This is a genomic window from Acidobacterium capsulatum ATCC 51196 (genome assembly GCF_000022565.1).
Taxonomy (GTDB): Bacteria; Acidobacteriota; Terriglobia; order Terriglobales; family Acidobacteriaceae; genus Acidobacterium; species Acidobacterium capsulatum.
The window spans coordinates 4090446-4107070 of record NC_012483.1 but is presented as its reverse complement, the minus strand read 5'-3'; the positions used below and the strand labels follow the sequence as shown (position 1 = coordinate 4107070).

General features: G+C 59.8%; 11 protein-coding genes and 1 tRNA gene. 5 read left to right on the top strand and 7 right to left on the bottom strand.

The window, feature by feature from the left end:
- Nucleotides 1–413 precede the first annotated feature (413 nt).
- Nucleotides 414–1520, bottom strand: coding sequence for a DegT/DnrJ/EryC1/StrS family aminotransferase (locus ACP_RS16890; protein WP_015898554.1), 1107 nt, complete (start codon nt 1518–1520; stop codon nt 414–416).
- Nucleotides 1521–1524: 4 nt separating this feature from the next.
- Nucleotides 1525–3936: a lytic transglycosylase domain-containing protein gene (locus tag ACP_RS16885; protein ID WP_083770656.1), complete on the bottom strand. Its 2412-nt coding sequence runs from the start codon at nt 3934–3936 to the stop codon at nt 1525–1527.
- Between the two features lie 310 nt (nt 3937–4246).
- Between ACP_RS16885 and ACP_RS16880 the strand changes: the two genes are divergently transcribed.
- The 3 genes from ACP_RS16880 (at nt 4247) to ACP_RS16870 (ending at nt 5324) form a co-directional block, all read left to right on the top strand.
- The gene (locus ACP_RS16880; protein ID WP_041839717.1) at nt 4247–4873 is read left to right on the top strand and encodes a sigma-70 family RNA polymerase sigma factor; all 627 of its coding nucleotides are present in this window, start codon (nt 4247–4249) and stop codon (nt 4871–4873) included.
- Nucleotides 4870–5103, top strand: coding sequence for an anti-sigma factor family protein (locus ACP_RS16875; protein WP_015898552.1), 234 nt, complete (start codon nt 4870–4872; stop codon nt 5101–5103). Before ACP_RS16880 ends, ACP_RS16875 begins: the two co-directional genes overlap by 4 nt.
- 147 nt (nt 5104–5250) lie before the next feature.
- A tRNA-Gln gene (locus ACP_RS16870) sits at nt 5251–5324 on the top strand.
- 737 nt (nt 5325–6061) lie between these two features.
- Here the strand turns inward: ACP_RS16870 and ACP_RS17900 are convergent.
- The 5 genes from ACP_RS17900 to ACP_RS16845 all read right to left on the bottom strand — a co-directional run bounded on the left by ACP_RS17900 (nt 6062) and on the right by ACP_RS16845 (nt 14146).
- Nucleotides 6062–6589, bottom strand: a complete 528-nt coding sequence (locus ACP_RS17900) for a type IV toxin-antitoxin system AbiEi family antitoxin domain-containing protein (RefSeq protein ID WP_202944481.1) — start codon at nt 6587–6589, stop codon at nt 6062–6064.
- A gap of 124 nt (nt 6590–6713) precedes the next feature.
- Nucleotides 6714–7853: a PepSY-associated TM helix domain-containing protein gene (locus ACP_RS16860; RefSeq protein ID WP_015898550.1), complete on the bottom strand. Its 1140-nt coding sequence runs from the start codon at nt 7851–7853 to the stop codon at nt 6714–6716.
- An 11-nt stretch (nt 7854–7864) separates the two neighbouring features.
- The gene (locus ACP_RS16855) at nt 7865–10030 is read right to left on the bottom strand and encodes a S9 family peptidase (RefSeq protein WP_041839716.1); all 2166 of its coding nucleotides are present in this window, start codon (nt 10028–10030) and stop codon (nt 7865–7867) included.
- Nucleotides 10031–10039: 9 nt separating this feature from the next.
- On the bottom strand, nt 10040–11719 hold the full coding sequence (locus tag ACP_RS16850; RefSeq protein ID WP_015898549.1) for an amidohydrolase: 1680 nt from the start codon (nt 11717–11719) through the stop codon (nt 10040–10042).
- A 27-nt stretch (nt 11720–11746) separates the two neighbouring features.
- On the bottom strand, nt 11747–14146 hold the full coding sequence (locus ACP_RS16845; protein WP_052294858.1) for a TonB-dependent siderophore receptor: 2400 nt from the start codon (nt 14144–14146) through the stop codon (nt 11747–11749).
- A 468-nt stretch (nt 14147–14614) separates the two neighbouring features.
- Between ACP_RS16845 and ACP_RS16840 the strand changes: the two genes are divergently transcribed.
- Together ACP_RS16840 and ACP_RS16835 are read left to right on the top strand one after the other, a co-directional pair.
- A complete protein-coding gene (locus tag ACP_RS16840) occupies nt 14615–15247 on the top strand; it encodes an FMN-binding negative transcriptional regulator (protein WP_015898547.1) in 633 nt (210 codons plus the stop codon).
- Nucleotides 15162–16622: an APC family permease gene (locus ACP_RS16835; RefSeq protein ID WP_337998463.1), complete on the top strand. Its 1461-nt coding sequence runs from the start codon at nt 15162–15164 to the stop codon at nt 16620–16622. Before ACP_RS16840 ends, ACP_RS16835 begins: the two co-directional genes overlap by 86 nt.
- The last annotated feature ends 3 nt before the right edge of the window (nt 16623–16625 follow it).

Here is a 16625-nt window from a genome sequence, read left to right as displayed (position 1 = left end):
CTACCTCCTGGTTGCTTTGCATGACTGTGGCAATCCGGTCTGGGGAAATTACCGAATCAGAATGCACGTGCCTGCGTTTGGCTGAGGGGTTCGCGCCTCCTTTGCGAGTGAGGAATTGGGAAAGCGAAAAGCGACAGAACCAGCCCGGCGGAAGCATGGATGCGCTGGCCGGATGAAACGAGCTTCAGAACATATCAGGTGCGGAAAGTTGGATGAAAGATCTTGATCAGGGGGCGCGTGGCCGCATGCCGTCAGCCCCTGGGTGCGGGCTGGAGAGATTGCGCTCGTTCTGCCGTGCCTCTGGAGCATGCGGAGTGCGTCTCAAACATTCCCGGAGGAATGTTTGAGGCGATTGTCATGCCCGCATGGCTTTGTGTCAATGGAACAAATGCGCGGCCGTTAACTGGAATGATTCATCGAGCGGCCGGTTGCGCCAGAGCCGCCTTGACCGCCGAGGCCACAGACTGCATGGCTGGCGGCGTGAGGTAAGGATGCATGGGCAGGCTGAGCACGCGCTTGCCCGCACGCTCAGAAACCGGGAAGCTGCCCTCGGGCAGATGCATGGAAGCGAAGACGGGCTGCAGGTGCAGCGGAACGGGGTAGTGCACGGCGGTGGGAATTCCCTGCTCTGCCATGGCCTGCTGCACGGCGTCACGGTCTTCGACTTCAATGGTGTACTGCGCCCAGACGCAGGTGCGGTCATCCTTGACCTGCGGGGTTGGAACGACGTCTCGCAGCAGCGCGGCATAGCGGGTGGCGGCCTCAGAACGCGCGACCAGTTCGGTGTCAAAGACTTCCAGCTTGGCGAGAAGCACTGCGGCCTGAAGAGTATCCATGCGGCCGTTGAGACCGAGACGGATGTGGTGATAGCGGCGGTCTTGCCCATGATTGCGCAATTCAAGAAGCACGCGCGCGATTTGATCATCGTTGGTGAAGCATGCGCCGCCATCTCCATAACAGCCAAGAGGCTTGGAGGGGAAAAAGCTGGTGCAGCCGATGGTGCTGAGGTTGCAGGACGCGCGGCCCTTGTAGAGGGCGCCGAAACTCTGGGCCGCATCCTCGATGACCGGAATGCCGTGACGGTCGGCCATCGCCTGGATGGCATCCATGTCGGCGCACTGGCCGTAGAGACTTACCGGCATGATGGCGCGCGTGCGAGGCGTAATGGCGGCCTCGATTTGCGTGGCATCGATGTTGTAGGTGTCTGGCTCGATATCGACAAAGACGGGATGGGCACCGAGCAGCGCGATCATTTCGCCGGTGGCGAAGAAGGTGAAGGGCGCGGTGATGACTTCATCTCCGGGACCGATGCCGAGCGCCATCATGGCCATGAGCAAGGCATCGGTTCCGCTGGCGCAGGTGATGCAGTGCTTCGCGCCGGTGCGCGCGGCGAGACGCTGTTCGAGTTCGGTGACCTCTGGGCCGAGAATGTATTGGCCATGGTCAAGCACGGCGTGCATGCGCGCGTCGACCGAAGGCTTCAGCTTTCGATACTGCGTCTTGAGATCGATGAAATCCATGTTTTTATTTTCTCACTGCAGGCACGGCCGGTGATTGCAGGCGGGCCTGGGTCGAAGAGGCTCTGTCGATCTCACGATACATCTCCTCGTTCCGCACGATGGCCTCGACATATTCATGCGTCTGGGTGAATGGAATGGACTCGACGAACGCGGCCATGTCTGGATAAGGGCCCTGCGCCTGCCAACTGGTGACGCGGTTGTCGCCGGCGTTGTAAGCGGCAAAGGCGTATTCGGGGTTGCCGTGGAACTCATCGAGAAGCTGCTTCAGATAGCGCGTGCCGAGGCGAATGTTGATGTCGGGATTGAGAAGATCGCTGGTGCCAAAGTGGCGAATGCCCTCTTTGCGAGCCATGGCCCGGCCCACGGACGGCAGGAGCTGCATGAGTCCATAGGCATTGCTGCCAGAGACGGCATGCGGGTTGAATCCGCTCTCCTGACGAATGAGCGATGCCACCATGTATGGGTTGAGGCCGTTTTTAGCGGAAGAAACGCGAATCTGCCCCCAGTAGGGAGTGGGGTAAAGAATGTGCCAGTAGGCGATGGGAATGGTGTCAAAGGGAGCCTGCGTGTAGTAAGGCATGGCGCGAAGAAGCGCGAACATGCCCCGCCAGGCTTCGCCGCCGGTCGAGAAGATTTGCGCCATGGCAAATGCTCCCCAACTGTCGCTGCCGCTGGCGGCGCGAATCTGCTGGGCGACGTACTCATTGAGTGCGGCATTCGCGAGCAGATGAGCTTTGACGACGTGTGGGTCTTTTTGCGGCACGTCGTCGCTCAGATCGGGAATCAGGGAGGGGTTGATGCGATCAAGCATCGCGATGTGCGCTGGCGTTACATGACCAAGCGAATGCAAACCCTGCCGGGCCATGAGCGCGTAATAGTAATGCGGATAAAGGCGAATCTCAGTGCTGTAGTAAGCCGCGGCCAGCGCGGGCTGATGCTGCTGCTGATAGAGATAGCCGCGCCAGTAAAGGGCCGTGGAGAATTGCTCGGTTCCGGGATACCTTTCGATCTCCCGATCAAAGAGCTTTGCCGCATCATCGACATGGCCGGTGCGGTAAGTAAGCCATGCGGCGCGCCAGTGGCTCTTGGCAGAAAAGTCAGAGCAGGCGGTGTGATGCAGATCGTCGCACTGATAGGGGAAGCGGGTAGAAAGCTCCAGATAGTAGTGGATGGCCTGCGGATAGTCAGGCCGCAACAGATACATGTTGCCCGCGGAATAAAGCGCGTCGGCGAGCCAATGGCTGTGCGGATAATCCTGCTGGAGCCCGGCGATGAAATGCGCGACAGAATTATCGTCACGCTTGTCGCGCGCCAACTGCACGCTCAGGTAGAGAGTGTGGGCCTCGGCCTCGTCATGAAAGTTATGCAGTGCGTCGAGCTCGCGCTGTGTGAGCCGGTTCATCTTTTCATCACAGGCGGCGGCCATCACGCGGTATGCGTTCTGAGCAGCGTCCGAGAGGCTGGCATTGTCCGCCAACAGGAGATACTCTTCCCTCGCCTGCTGGTAATTTCGCGCTCGATAAACAGCATCGGCATGATTGCGCAGGACATCCACGGAGAGAGTATGCAAGAGGTCCTGGCCGCGGAGCGCGTTCCAGGCCTGCGTTGCCTGAGTGCTGGTGGGATAGCTGGCGAAGACGTGCTCATAGTCGGCATTAGCCGACGCCTGATCACCGGCGAGTTGCTGGGCCTGCGCCAGGGTGAGCCAGTAATCGGCAGGACTTGCCTGCGCATCGGAGGAGGCGGCGTGCAGCACCTGCAGGGCGTGAACTGCATCCTTTTCGCCGAGGTACGCTTTGGCCAGCATCACGGGAATGCGAGGCCGCAAGAGGCTGCCGGGATACAGCGCGTCGAAATGGTGCAGAGTGTCGACGGCCAGGGGATACATTTTGGCTTCCATCTGCGCCTGAGCAGTGAGATAGGCAATGTAGTCACCGAGATCGTGATCATTGCGCGCCGCAAGCTGCAGATTGCTCAGCGCCTCACGATCATTGCCATCCATCAAATAAGCATGGCCCAGTGCGAGATAGGCCGTGGCCGCGGCTTCCCCTTGATGGCGATGCGCCCAAGACCGCACGGCGGCATAGGCCTGCGGCGTGCGCAACTGCACCAGTTGCTGGGCCATGGGACGCAATTGCGCAGAGGCGACAAACGCGGTGTGCAGGCGGCGGCTGCGAGCGAGTTCGCTCGCCGTCAAACGATGATGATGCACGGGCCGCCGATGACGCCGGTGAGTGACGGGCCGATGCACGGCATGCCGCACGTGGCGATGGTGCGAGGCGTGTTTGGTTTGACCGTAGAGAGCCGCCGGGAAGAGGCACAGTGCAACTAATATTCCAGCCAGCCAGGCTGACTTTTTCCGGCTCCCGCGCAGACACCTCGTTGAAATCTCGCCCCGCCCACTGTTTACAAACATCGCTGAACCTCACCTCTGCTTCAAATACCAGAGTAAGACGGTTCCCCGGAGTGATGTCAGCCGCGATCGGCAACAGAATTTCCCAAGGTTCCCTTTTAGGCACCTTTCCGGCATGAGCCGTGCCCGGCGGAAGCGGGAAGGATCAAAAAACAATGCGGATGTGGATGCGACTTGCCGATGGTTGCGAGCACCGGACGAGCACGAACGGGAGCCTTTTGCGGCAACCTTGCATCTCCATCTAATATAAGTAGATCGGGAACGAAGCTTGACGGCACGGGGCCGCACGCACAATTCCCTGAAACGATTTGACATGGCAACCATCCAAAGTTCAGGGACAGAAGAGGTTCATCCCGACGTACTGCTGGTCAACCAGGCCCGCGACGGCGATGTGCAGGCATTTGAAAAGCTGGTGCGCCAGTATGACCGGCAGGTCTTTCGAATTGCGCAGCACATCACGCAAAACCGGGAAGACGCGGAAGACGTCGTTCAAGATGCATTTCTGAAGGCCTACGAAAAGCTTGATCAGTTCCAGGGCAACTCGAAGTTTTATACCTGGCTGGTCCGCATCACGGTCAACGAAGCCCTGATGCGGCTGCGAAAGCGCCGCACCGGACGCATGGTTTCGATTGACGAAGACGTGGAAACCGACGAAGGCTCGATGCCGCGCGATCTGGCAGACTGGAGTCCGGACCCTGAGGCGCTGTATGGGCAGTCGGAGATGGCAGAGATTCTGCGAAAGACCATTCAGGGCTTGCCCCCGGGGTTTCGCGTGGTGTTTGTGCTGAGAGATGTGGAAGGACTTTCGACGGAAGAGACTGCCGAGTCTCTCGGATTGAGCGTACCGGCAGTGAAATCGCGGCTTTTGCGAGCACGACTGCAACTGCGCGAGCGGCTGAGCCGCTACTTCCGCGACAGAAAGAAGGATGGTGCAAAGTGACTTGCTCTGAATTTCTCGCGCAACTGGATGATCTGATTGACGACAAAGTCGCGGCACCCCTTCGCTCGGAGCTGGAAGAACACCTGCGTGGCTGCGAGCACTGCGTGATCACGCTGAATACAACTCGCAAAACGATTGAAATCTATCGGACCCACGAGCTGTATGAGCTTCCCAATGAACTGCGCGAACGGCTGCAGTCGGCCATTCTGGCCAAGTGCCGTAAGTGCTAAGCAAGACGTGATGGGTGGATTTTTTAGAGAGTTTCGCAGGGCTAGCCGAACGAGCTGCGAAGATTGACCAAATGGCAGAACATCCGTACTATCAATAAGGAAGCAGTGGTGAACCGAACAGTTCGCCGGCTTTCCCGCCTCAAGCACTGCCCCCTCGTTCAATGGTAGGACAGCTGACTCTGGATCAGCATATCGGGGTTCGAATCCCTGGGGGGCAACCAATCACGAGCTTCCTCGTACTTCCCCGCACCACCTCAAATGTCAAAAAACTAAACAAAATCAGCGATTTACGGTGATTCCGCGTGCGCAGTGGTCCGGAATGAGCCAATTCTAGCCCACCTTTTCTGCGGGTACGATTGTGGGTATCATGGGTGCATTCTCGAGAGTACCCTGCAATTCAGGACCGAACTCGCCGTTTGTTCCGACAATAAAAACCGGATGGTGAAGGAGTTCATGAAGGCGGCGGGAAGGAAGCTCGATCTGTTGCGTCGTCCAGTCCAGCAGAAGCTGGATTTGACTGCTTCGGCATAGATACGGGACCGTTGCCCGGCGCACTACTCAAAAGTGCCGCAGATCTCAAGATTCAAGGGCCCGTTCGATTCGCAGCTCAAGCATTGGAAGATTCCAGAAGCGATCTCTATCCCGGTCATTTCCTCTCTTCGCTTCTTCTGCCCGCACCGAGTGCATACGTGCACATGCATTAGGCCGGAACCAAAGCGACCTCGCAAGATTCCTGCGCTGGAAGTATTTTCGCCTCTCGCTCCGGTACCGGCATGGCGGTCGATCAGAGATGACATTCCACCTGTCTCCACTTCTGCAAAAGGCAATGAGAAGATTCCCTTTAAATCGTTACAGAGGTCGGATCATCTGTTCAACGGATTTCTCGACTTTGGCCAAATTTACTTTGTCAATTGAAGAATAGATCGGTCGCAGCTTACTGACCTGCGCCTCGAAAACTTCATTGGGCATAGTTATTCTCTCCAGCAGCGAAAAGCTCCATTGGCAGCGTGATCTGGTAGCGCGGGTCGAAATGCCCTTGGGGAACCAGCTGCCGCTTTCCTTTGCCGAGATCAACGGAAGACTGATCCAGATGTTTGAACCAGGCGTGTCCATGTCTGTCCGCATACCAGAGGAAAAGCCGCTTTACCTTCACGCTCTTGCATTCTTGCAGAAGCTTCCCCAGCAGTTGAGGGCGGAGATTAGCTAAACCTTCCATCACGACATCGACTTGATGAAAGCTCTCACGGCGCGGGAGTTCGTCCAACATCTCCAGAATTGCTCGCTCGGGCGCGGAGGTGGTGAGCGTCCATTCCCAGGGACTCACGGGTTCCGCGTCTTTTGACGTTCCTGATGCTCCACCAGATCGCAAATCATAGCGTCTCGCTTCAACGCCGGTATCGGAGTTCGCAAACAGTCCCAAAGAGCGGCTTTCAAACTGAGCGGCTATGTTTGAGAGCGGCAATAACCCCAAATAGATGGGTGACAATACAAGCGTAGTTGTCCCAAGCAACCGTCTGGGTACCGTAATGCCCTATAAAGATACCCTATAAATTTGTGGCGAAATGGTCGTTTACCTTCTCTCGCTGCTTGCATTTCGTCGGCGGATGCAGCTACCGCCGGACGGACTTCAGATTTACCCACTTCTTTTTGAGGACGCGATTCCACCACATCACGTATCCGGTCACCACCAGCAGCACCGGCACCAGCCCCAGCAACGCCCATAGCACCTGCACCGGCCATCCGCCAAAGTTCCCGAAGTGAATGGAGTAAATGCTGATCGAAAGCCGCTCTGCCCAGTTCCAGTGAGCGCTCGATGTTTGCATCAATACGGCCCCGGTCGTTGGCTGAAATACGACCTCGTCTTCCAACAGAGGCATCGGAATCGAGGGATTCGGCGAAAGGTACACCTGTACTTCGCCATGAGCAGCGCTCGTATCCATATAGAAGTACGCCAATTTGCTACCGGGATAAATACGTTTCGCGCGGGCGATAAAATCGTCCGGCGTCAGCACTGGCTCGCCGGGCTGAAACGACGAAGGCAGCTGGCGCGCCGCCGGCATCGGACAGAGCCGCTGCAGCGCCTGATCGAAAGGCCGCGGAAAGATGAAGTAAGCACCCGTGATGCCCCACATCGCGACCAGCACAAAGCACCAGAAGCCAAAGGCGCTGTGCAGATCCCAGTTGAGCCGCGCCCAGCGCGCGCGCCACTGCACCTTCAGGCCGCGCTTCCAGTTCCGCTTGCCCGGCCACCACAGCACCAGGCCCGTCGCGGTCATGACGAAGAGCAGCGCGCCGCCGATCCCGTTCGCGTAGCCACCCTCCACGCCCAGCGCGAGTTGGTTATGCAGCGCCTCCGTAAACTCCACAACGGCATGCCGCCGTTCGAGCACTTCACTGCCGGCGATGCGATTCGTAAACGAGTCCACATAGACGATCTGAGTTTCGCCGTCGAGCCGCAAACCGATGGGAGCGACGCGGCGATTGGCCGAGCGCATGTCAATGTCTGCCAGCGTGGCGTCCGGATAGGCATGCAGCGCAACCGCGACCATCTGATTCCAGGTCGCCGGCCCCTGCACCGCCGCATGCGGCAGTTGGGGCGTGTCATTCAGCAGGTTCGGCTCAAAGACCAGCAGGCTGCCGCTCAGGCAGATTGCGACCAGGTAAGCGCCCAGCAGTACGCCGATCCACAGATGCATCTGAAAGAACGCCTTGCGCCACCAGACTCTCTGCGGTTGATCAAGAAATCCCATCCCGTCTCCGGCTACACGCAGTGTTTCAGCGACGAGATGGCGAAGGCGTAAAACATCGCCGTCTGATGCAGCTTGGCGTAGCGGCCTACCGAGCCGCCGTGGCCGCCCATCTCCACGCGCAGCATCTTCGGCGTGTGGCTGGTATCCTCGGCACGCAGCTTGGCAATCCACTTGGCCGGCTCCCAGTAGCCAACACGGTCATCGGCCACGCTCGTGGTTGCCAGTACCGGCGGATACGCTTGCTTCTGCACATTATCGTAAGGCGAGTAGCTCGCGATAGCATCGTAAGCCGCCCCGCTTGCCAGCGGATTCCCCCAGTCCGGATACGTCAGCGGCACCAGAGGGTGCGTCGGGTCGCTCATCGTATTCAGCATATCCACGAATGGAGCCTCCGCAATCACGCCCGACCAGAGATCGGGCCGCATGTTCAGCACTGCGCCGGCCAGCAGGCCGCCTGCCGAGAATCCGTAGACCACGATGCGGCCCTTGCTCCCATAACCCTTCTCGATCAGGGTTTCGGCGCAGGAGAGGAAATCGGTGAAGGTTAGCTTTTTATGTAGTTGCCTCGCTTCTAAATACCAGGTCCAGCCCTTCGCCGAGCCTCCGCGCGGGTGCGCGATGACATACATCCAGCCGCGATCCACAAGCGAAAGCACCTCCGAAGAAAATTCCGGCTGCACAAAATAGCCGTAGGAGGCGTAGCCGTACATCAGAACGGGCGCGTGGCCGTCGAGCTTCGTGTCGCGGTGACGCAGCACGGTTACCGGCACCTGCGCTCCATCAGACGCCGTCGCGCTGAGGCTCTCCACCACATACTCGCTCGGGTCAAAGCCGTGCCCCACCGTCTGCGCCTTCACCAGTTGCGGCTTCGCGTGGGCCATGTCGTAGTCGATCCACTGCTTCGGCTGGCGAGGCGACTGGTATACATAGCGTAGCGTGCGCGAATCGTACTGCTGATGCTCGTTCACATCCACGGCGTATGCCGCTTCATGAAACGCGATAGCGTGCTCCCGCATATCCCCGGCATGCGTCACCACCAACCTGGGATTCGCATCGACCCGCTCCATGCGCACGAAGTAATCCTGAAATGGCTGCATGCCTGTTACAAAATGCGCGGGGTTGTACGGGATCCAGTCGCGCCATGTTTTCCGCGAAGGATCCTCTTCGCTCGCCCACATCAGCTTGAAGTTGGTCGCGCCGTCGGCATTGGTCAGAATCGCCAGCCGCCCCTGCCAGTCTTCTACCGAATAGACCAGCCCCGGAGTGCGTGGCTCCACCAACGCCGGAGCCTGCTGCGGATGCGAAGCCGGAATCAACCGCACCTCGCTCGTCACCGCATTCCAGGACCGGATCATCACGTAGCGGCGCGACGCCGTGTGCGTCACGGTCATCAGCATCGCAGGATCGCTCTCCGCAAACACGAGGCTATCGGCGCTGCCGCGCGCTGGACGCCGGTATATCTTCGAGGGCCGGCTATTCGCATCGCGAAACACCCAGTAGATCCAAGCCGAATCGGCGGAGAATACAAATTCACCATAAGCATTTTCGGCCGGACGAGCCAGCACCTCGCCCGTAGACAGGTCCTTCACGTAAATCCGGAACTTCTCACCACCGGTCGTATCCTCGGCCCACGCAAACAGCCTTTGGTCGGGGCTCGGTTTTGCATGCACTACGTTGAACCACGGCTGCCCGTGCGCCCGTACATCGCCGTCAAGCAGCAGTTCCTCATGGCCCCGGCCATCGCGCCGCTTGCGATACCACGATGGATGCTGTGCGCCAGCCGCAAAGCGGCTGTAGTACAGCCAGTCGCCGTCCGGCCACGGCGGCGGGGCGTCGTCACCCGCTGACCGCGCCGCCATCTCGGCAAAGAGCTTATTCTGCAGCGGCAGCGTCGGCGCAAGCACAGCGCTCGCGTAAGCACTCTCCGCCTTCAGATGCATGCGAATATCCGCCTGCAGCGCAGACGGATTCCTCCACACCTCTTTCCAGTTCGACGCCTTGAGCCACGCATAATCGTCGACTCGCACGCGACCCAGTTGAAGAATGCGTTTAGGAATCTTCGGCGTCACCGGCGGCGCGGGATATGCGCACGCGGCACGCGCCCTCGCATGCGAAATGCGCGGCCAGACGCCAAGCCATGCCGCAGACGAGATCGATAGGAAGGTTCGGCGCTGCATGCTGCCTCTCTAGTTCGGAGATGTTGGAGTTTTGTCCGACCGGCGCTCGTACACAAACTGCCCGTCTGAGATCGTCGCATCGACTGTGACTTCCGGAATGCGCACGGGGTCAATCAAGAAGATATCGCCTGACAGGATGACCAGGTCGGCCAGTTTACCCGGGGTGATTGAACCTTTGATCTCCTCTTCCCCCGACGCATACGCGGCCGCCACAGTGTAAGCGTGCACGGCCTCTTCGACGGTCACCTTTTCTTCCGGCACCCATCCGTCCGGAAATTGCCCATCAAGAGTACGGCGCGTTACCGCTGCGAAAATGCCCCACAGTGGACTGATCGGCGCAACCCACCAGTCCGAGCCGAAGGCCACGGTGGCCCCGGCATCGAGCAGCGAGCGAAAGGCATAGGTATTTTTCACGCGCTCCGGACCGATACGCCGCTCGGCCCAGCGCCCGTCATCGAGGGCATGATAGGGCTGCACCGAGGCAATCACTCCCAGCTCGGCAAAGCGCGCAATATCTTCGCGGCGAAGATGCTGCGCGTGCTCAATGCGCAGACGGCGGTCGAGCGGGCCGTTCTCCTTCTGCAGCCGCTCGCACAGATCAAGTACCGCGCTGTTGGCGCGGTCGCCAATCGCGTGAATCACCAACTGCAGCCCGGCGGCGTCGGCGGCGCGCATGCGTGCGTACATCGCTTCCCCGTCGAGCATTTCTTCGCTCGGCAGGCCGCACGTATGGGGGGCGTCGGTGTACGGCTCAAAGAACCATGCGGTCGTCGAACCGAGCGAGCCATCAGAGAAGCTCTTCACGCCGCCTAGTTGCAGACGGCCGGTGTTCATACGGGCGCGAATTCCCGCATGGCCCAGCCGCTGCCACTCGGGCAACGGCAGATGCGCAGACACGCGCACATGCCATTCCCCGGCAAGATCGAGTTCCTGATAGGTGCGGATCACTTCCGCCATCGTTTCTGCGCCGCGGCTGCCAAGCACGCCCATGTCCTGCACGCTGGTCACGCCGTTCTCCAGCGCATATTGCTGCGCTGCAAGCAAGGCGCTGCGCATGTGTGCCTTCGAAGGCAGAGGAATCGCGTGATCCACCAGCCGGTTGGCCGCATCCTTGAAGATGCCGGTCGGATTCCCTGCGTCATCGCGAACGATTTCGCCGCCTGGTACATCGGGCGTGTTGCGGTCCACACCGGCGAGACGCATTGCGAGGCTGTTGGCCAGCTTCATGTGGCCGTCGGACCGGTTGATCCAGACCGGATGATCGGGCGTGACTGCATCGATGAGCGCCGCAGTAGGCAGCTGCACTGGGTCCCACCTTTCGTGGTCCCAGCTTCCGTTCAAAATCCATTCGCCGGGAGCGCGGGTCTGCACATATTGCCGCAGGGTCTCGCGCAGTTCCTGCGGACTTTTCACTTCCCGCAGGTTGACGCTCGCGAGCGTATCTCCGCCGATGTAGAAGTGGACATGTGCGTCGTTGAAGCCGGGCAGCAACAGCCTGCCTTGCAGATCGATGACCCGCTCAGCCTGTTCTGCGAATGGCTCGAGTTCCGCATTGCTTCCCACCGCCACAATGCGATGGCCCTGCACGGCAACCGCTTCTGCCAGCGGCAGGTGCGGATCGCAGGTCCACACCTTGCCGTTGCGCAGAAGCAGATCGATGCCCGCAGGAAATGTTGAGACGGAGTACATCTTTCCTCTCATTCTCCGGCGGATGGGTTAGAAAATGTGCCGCCAGCTTCCCCAGTGGTATTGCACGTTGCCGATAACGTTGCGGCGGCTGCCATAATTGCAGTAGCTGATGGAGGTGCAGATGGGTACGTAGATTTTATCTCCCACATTAGTGCCCGTAACCTGGAACTCCATCGACTTCCAGTAATACTGCCCCGAGACATCGAACAATGTGTAGCCCGGCAGAATGAACGTGTTCGCCGCATCGCCCGCCACCGTGCCCGTATAGCGCACGCCGCCGCCGAGTCCCAGGCCAGAGAGCAGCCCTGAAGAGAAGGTGTAATGCGTGTGCAGGCTGATGAGGTCCTTCGGAATCAGCACCGGACGCGTGCCGATCTCGCTCGCCGGGACGGCCTTCGTCACCTTCTCGTCATCGTAGGAGTAAGATGCATGCACATCGAGGCCATGCATCAGGCTCGCGACGGCTTCGAGTTCCACGCCGCGCGAGCGAACCGAACCGGTCTGGACCGTGTTATTCGGATTGTTCGGGTCCGGCTCCTGCACGTTGTTCTCATTGATGTTGTAAAACGATGCGGTAATGAAGCTGTTCGTGTGCCGCGGCTGATACTTGAGGCCACCCTCATACTGGTTGCCCGTCGTTGGCTTGAAGGGCTGCCCGTAGAAGTTCACTCCCGTAGTCGGAAGAAACGAGGTCGAGTAGCTGAAGTACGGTGCCAGACCAATCGACGAGAGATACGTGCCTCCCACACGGCCCGTAAAACGGCTCGGGTTCTGCTTCGTGGTCGGCGCTCCAAAGAGCAGATCTTTCGTCGCCATGCCGGTCCAGTCTTCGCGTCCGCTCAGTGTTGCGATGATCTTCGGTGTGAATTTCACCAGATCCTGCAGATAGACACCGTTCTGCCACGAGGGCTGATCGGTCTTCAGGTATGGCACCGGCGTTGCGATCGTCTGGTGGTAGTCCGGCTTGTAGATATCGATGCTCGGCGCAGCCGAAAAGCCGCTGATCTGCAGTGCATCGGCATGCGAGTAATCGAGACCCGCCAGCACCGATTGCTGCACCTTGCCCGTCTTGAACTGCGCAAAGGCCTGGTTATCGACCGCATACATGCCCAGCGTCAGCGCGTCTGAGTATCCAAAGCGGTAGAGCGTCTTCAGATCGGGGGCAAGTCCGCCGCCAAAGGCATCGTTACCATCGAAGGCAATGCGCGAATAACGGAAGGCCTGCCGGAAGGTCCAGATCTTGCCGAAGTGATGCTCAAACAGGTATGCCAGCGACCACTGCTGGCGATGAAAGAAATCAAACCCCGGCTGCCCCGTAAAAGTGTCGGTCGGAATCTTGCCGTTCGGGTTCGCGTAGAGTGTGCCCTGCGCCGGCAGAAACTGGCTCCATCCCGTGTTGTCATGCTGGTAGTCGGTCAGGATAGTCAACGTCGTCCGGCTCGATGGCGCCCAGGTAAACGAGGGCGCGATGAAGTCGCGGTCGTCCGGCACATAGTTCACCTGCGTGCCGCTGTTGCGATAAAGGCCGACGATCCGGTAGCGCAGATGCGCATTTGCATCGAGCGGACCGCCGAAGTCGCCCTGCACCTGCTTGCGGTCAAAGCTGCCGAACTGCGCGATCAACTCATTTGAGGGATACGCCTCGGGCCGCTTCGTCACCAGGTTCACCAGGCCGCCCGGCGTATTCTGACCGTACAGCACAGAACTGGGGCCCTTGATCACGTCGATCTCCTGGAGATCGTACGGCTCAATCTCGCCCTCCACCTGGCCGCTCTGCCAGCGCAGATTATCGCGGTACATGCCATAGGTCGACTCGTCGAAGCCGCGAATGTTAAACCAATCAAAACGCGGGTCCGCGCCATACGTCGCCGTTCCCACACCCGCCGTGTAGTTGAGCGCCTGGTTCATGGACTGCACATCGCGCTGCACCAACTGGTCGCCCGTAATCACTGAGATCGTCTGCGGAGTCTCAATCAGCGGCAGCCCGGTCTTGGTCGCCGTCGTGGACGAGGTGGCGACATACCCCGTTGGCGCCGTCACCGAGACAATGCTCACCGCCGTGCCCACCTGCAGTTTCAGATTCTTCAGCTGCGCTCCGGCCTCGCTCAGCCTCACCGGCTCATGAATGGCCTGGTAGCCTGGCGACTTCACCTCCAGCGTATAGCTGCCCTGTGGTGCCGAGATCGAGTACGAGCCGTCTGCCGTGGTCTGCGTCTGCTCATGGTAATCGCCGCACACCAGCGTCACATTGGCGCCAATCACCACCCCGTTCGACTGGTCGGTTACCGTGCCGCTCAGCCGGACCGCCGGCGCATGGCGATCCACCTTGCATGCGGTCTGCGCTGCGCGCGCCGGCGCGCCCAAGGCCAGCAATACGCCGCAGCCCAGGGTGGCCGCATACAGCTTGAGTCTCTTGTTCTCGTGCATTGCAGAGCAGGAAACAGGCCTGAAACTTGCCTTCCAGAAAGAAGATACCGATCGCCGTACCGTTTGCATCATCAACTCTCCCGGTCGAATTTGTCTGGTACCCGGTGCCGTCAAATGCGCCACCGTGTGAATGGGCTGTGAATGTGGGTATATTGGAATCTCTATTGGTTCCAGTAAAGGTCCAGATTCTGAACAGTCAATAGAGCCAGACATTTCGCGTGAATGCATAAAACCGAAGCCTCACCTTGAAATAGGACTAAACAAGTCGCAGATTACCATAAGCCGGACCTTTTTGGTCGGCGTTCTTGACTCTCCTCGTTGTCCGCCAATAAGGTCCTGTTCCCGTGCGGCGCCCTGGCACCACACCCTATGCATTTTCTGGACCTTTACCGGAGCCAGACTTCCGGCGATGCTCGGCTCAGGCGAACCGGAACCGCGACGTTTCGAACCTCGCCAGGAGACCCCCGGATGTTCGTTCGCAGTTGCTGGAAACCCACCGAAGAAGATCTTTGGAAGCTGGTGGAAGCCAACCCATGGGCACTGCTCGTCAACAATGGCCCCGAGGGACCGTTTGCGACCAATCTGCCACTGATTCTGGACCGTACCCGCGAAAAGCCCGTGCTGGTCAGTCATATTGCGCGCGCCAACGAGCATGCGCAGGCACTCCGCGAGGCCGCGACGCCTACGCTTGCCATCTTTCACGGGCCCGTCAGCTACGTGACGGCCTCCTGGTATCCCCAGCGCGACATGCCCTCGACCTACTACTACACTGCGGTCCACTGCTATGGCCGTGTGCGCATCCAGGACCAGCCGGATCTTCGTGCATCCCTGGAGGAACTGACCCGCGGCATGGAATCGAAATACCCCGCCGGCTGGAAGACTTCCGAGATTCCTCCTCAGGACATCACCCGCCGCCTGCCCGCTATCATGGGCTTCGAACTGGAAGTGGATCGCGCCGAAGGCAAGTTCAAGCTGGGGCAGGACGAGCCGGTCAAAGACGCCCTGGCCGTAGGCAATAAGCTGGCCGAATCCTCTGATCCAGCCATGCTGCACCTGTCTGAGTTGGTCATTCGCTATAACCGGGGACGCACGTCCATCTGAGAGCCCCAGCGGGAGAACCGGAATCGAAGAGATACAGCAGACGCGGCAGCCCGAAGGCGCGCTGATTCGCCAGCTCGGCCTCGGCGACTCCATCTCGATCATCATGGGCATCATGATCGGGTCGGGCATCTTTCTGATGGCCGGCAGCATTGCGCGCCAGCTGCATTCGATCGCGATGGTCATCGCCGTATGGACGCTCGGCGGTCTCATGAGTCTTGCCGGAGCGCTTTCTATCAGCGAACTCGGGGCGGCCTTTCCCTCAGCTGGCGGCCTGTACGTGTACCTGGAAGAGGCCTACGGTTCCGCGGTTGGCTTCCTCTATGGCTGGAGCGCGATTGTCCTCATCTACTCCAACAGTGTGGCGGCCATGGCGGCAGCCATCGGCTTCTACGCCGCTCCGCTGCTGGGCCTCGGCGCAGGCTGGCAGAAGGGGCTGCAGGTGCTCTGCATCGTCTTCTTCACGGCGGTCAACAGCCTCGGCGTTTCCACTGGCAAGCGCGTGCAGAATACTCTGACGGCGCTCAAGATCGGCGGCCTCGCTGCGATGATGGTCGTGCTGTACGTAAAGGGGAGCGCCGCGCACTTCGGCAGGAACTTCTTCGGGCCAGCCCACGCGGGTTTCAGCCTCACGGCCATCGGCGTCGCTCTCGTTGCCGTGCTCTGGGCATATGACGGCTGGCACATTGTCTCGTTCACCGCCGGGGAGATTCGCAACCCGGCCCGCACGCTGCCCCGCGCCCTTCTGCTCGGCGTGGTGCTCACCACCATCATCTATCTGCTGGCCAATGTCGCCTACTATGCCGTGCTGAGTCCGGGCGCGATCCGCGGAACCGACCGCGTCGCCGCCCTTGCCGTGCAGCATGCGCTCGGCGCCAAGGGCGGCCTGCTCATCAGCATCCTCATCATCGTGTCTATTCTCGGCGCGATCAACGGGGTCATGATGGGCGCGCCCCGCGTTAATCTGGCCATGGCGCGAGACGGGCTCTTCTTTCGCCCTTTTGCGCGCGTCAGCCGCAAATCCCATGCCCCGGTGCTGGCCACCGTGGCGCAGGGTGCCTTTGCCATGCTCTTCACAACGCTGGGGTCCTTCCGGGAACTCTTCACGTCATACGTCTTTACTTCCTGGATCTTCTACGGCCTTTGTGTCGCGGCGGTGATTCTGCTGCGCTACCGGCGGCCTGCACTTGAACGCCCGTATCGCTGCCCGCTCTACCCCATCACCCCGGCGTTTTTTCTACTGGCCGCATGCGGCGTCGTAGTCACCAATTTTGTGGTCAATTTTCGCCAGGCCCTGCTGGGAGTCGGCCTGATTCTCCTCGGTCTGCCGCTGTATTTCCTCTTCCGGTACATGGAACGCAACCGCCGACCCGCCTGATCG

What these genes read in the sequence shown, in the direction of transcription:
- ACP_RS16890 (WP_015898554.1), bottom strand. Translation starts at nt 1,520, where the DNA reads ATGGATTTCATCGATCTCAAGACGCAGTATCGAAAGCTGAAGCCTTCG.
- ACP_RS16885 (WP_083770656.1), bottom strand. Translation starts at nt 3,936, where the DNA reads ATGTTTGTAAACAGTGGGCGGGGCGAGATTTCAACGAGGTGTCTGCGC.
- ACP_RS16880 (WP_041839717.1), top strand. Translation starts at nt 4,247, where the DNA reads ATGGCAACCATCCAAAGTTCAGGGACAGAAGAGGTTCATCCCGACGTA.
- ACP_RS16860 (WP_015898550.1), bottom strand. Translation starts at nt 7,853, where the DNA reads ATGGGATTTCTTGATCAACCGCAGAGAGTCTGGTGGCGCAAGGCGTTC.
- ACP_RS16855 (WP_041839716.1), bottom strand. Translation starts at nt 10,030, where the DNA reads ATGCAGCGCCGAACCTTCCTATCGATCTCGTCTGCGGCATGGCTTGGC.
- ACP_RS16850 (WP_015898549.1), bottom strand. Translation starts at nt 11,719, where the DNA reads ATGTACTCCGTCTCAACATTTCCTGCGGGCATCGATCTGCTTCTGCGC.
- ACP_RS16845 (WP_052294858.1), bottom strand. Translation starts at nt 14,146, where the DNA reads ATGCACGAGAACAAGAGACTCAAGCTGTATGCGGCCACCCTGGGCTGC.
- ACP_RS16840 (WP_015898547.1), top strand. Translation starts at nt 14,615, where the DNA reads ATGTTCGTTCGCAGTTGCTGGAAACCCACCGAAGAAGATCTTTGGAAG.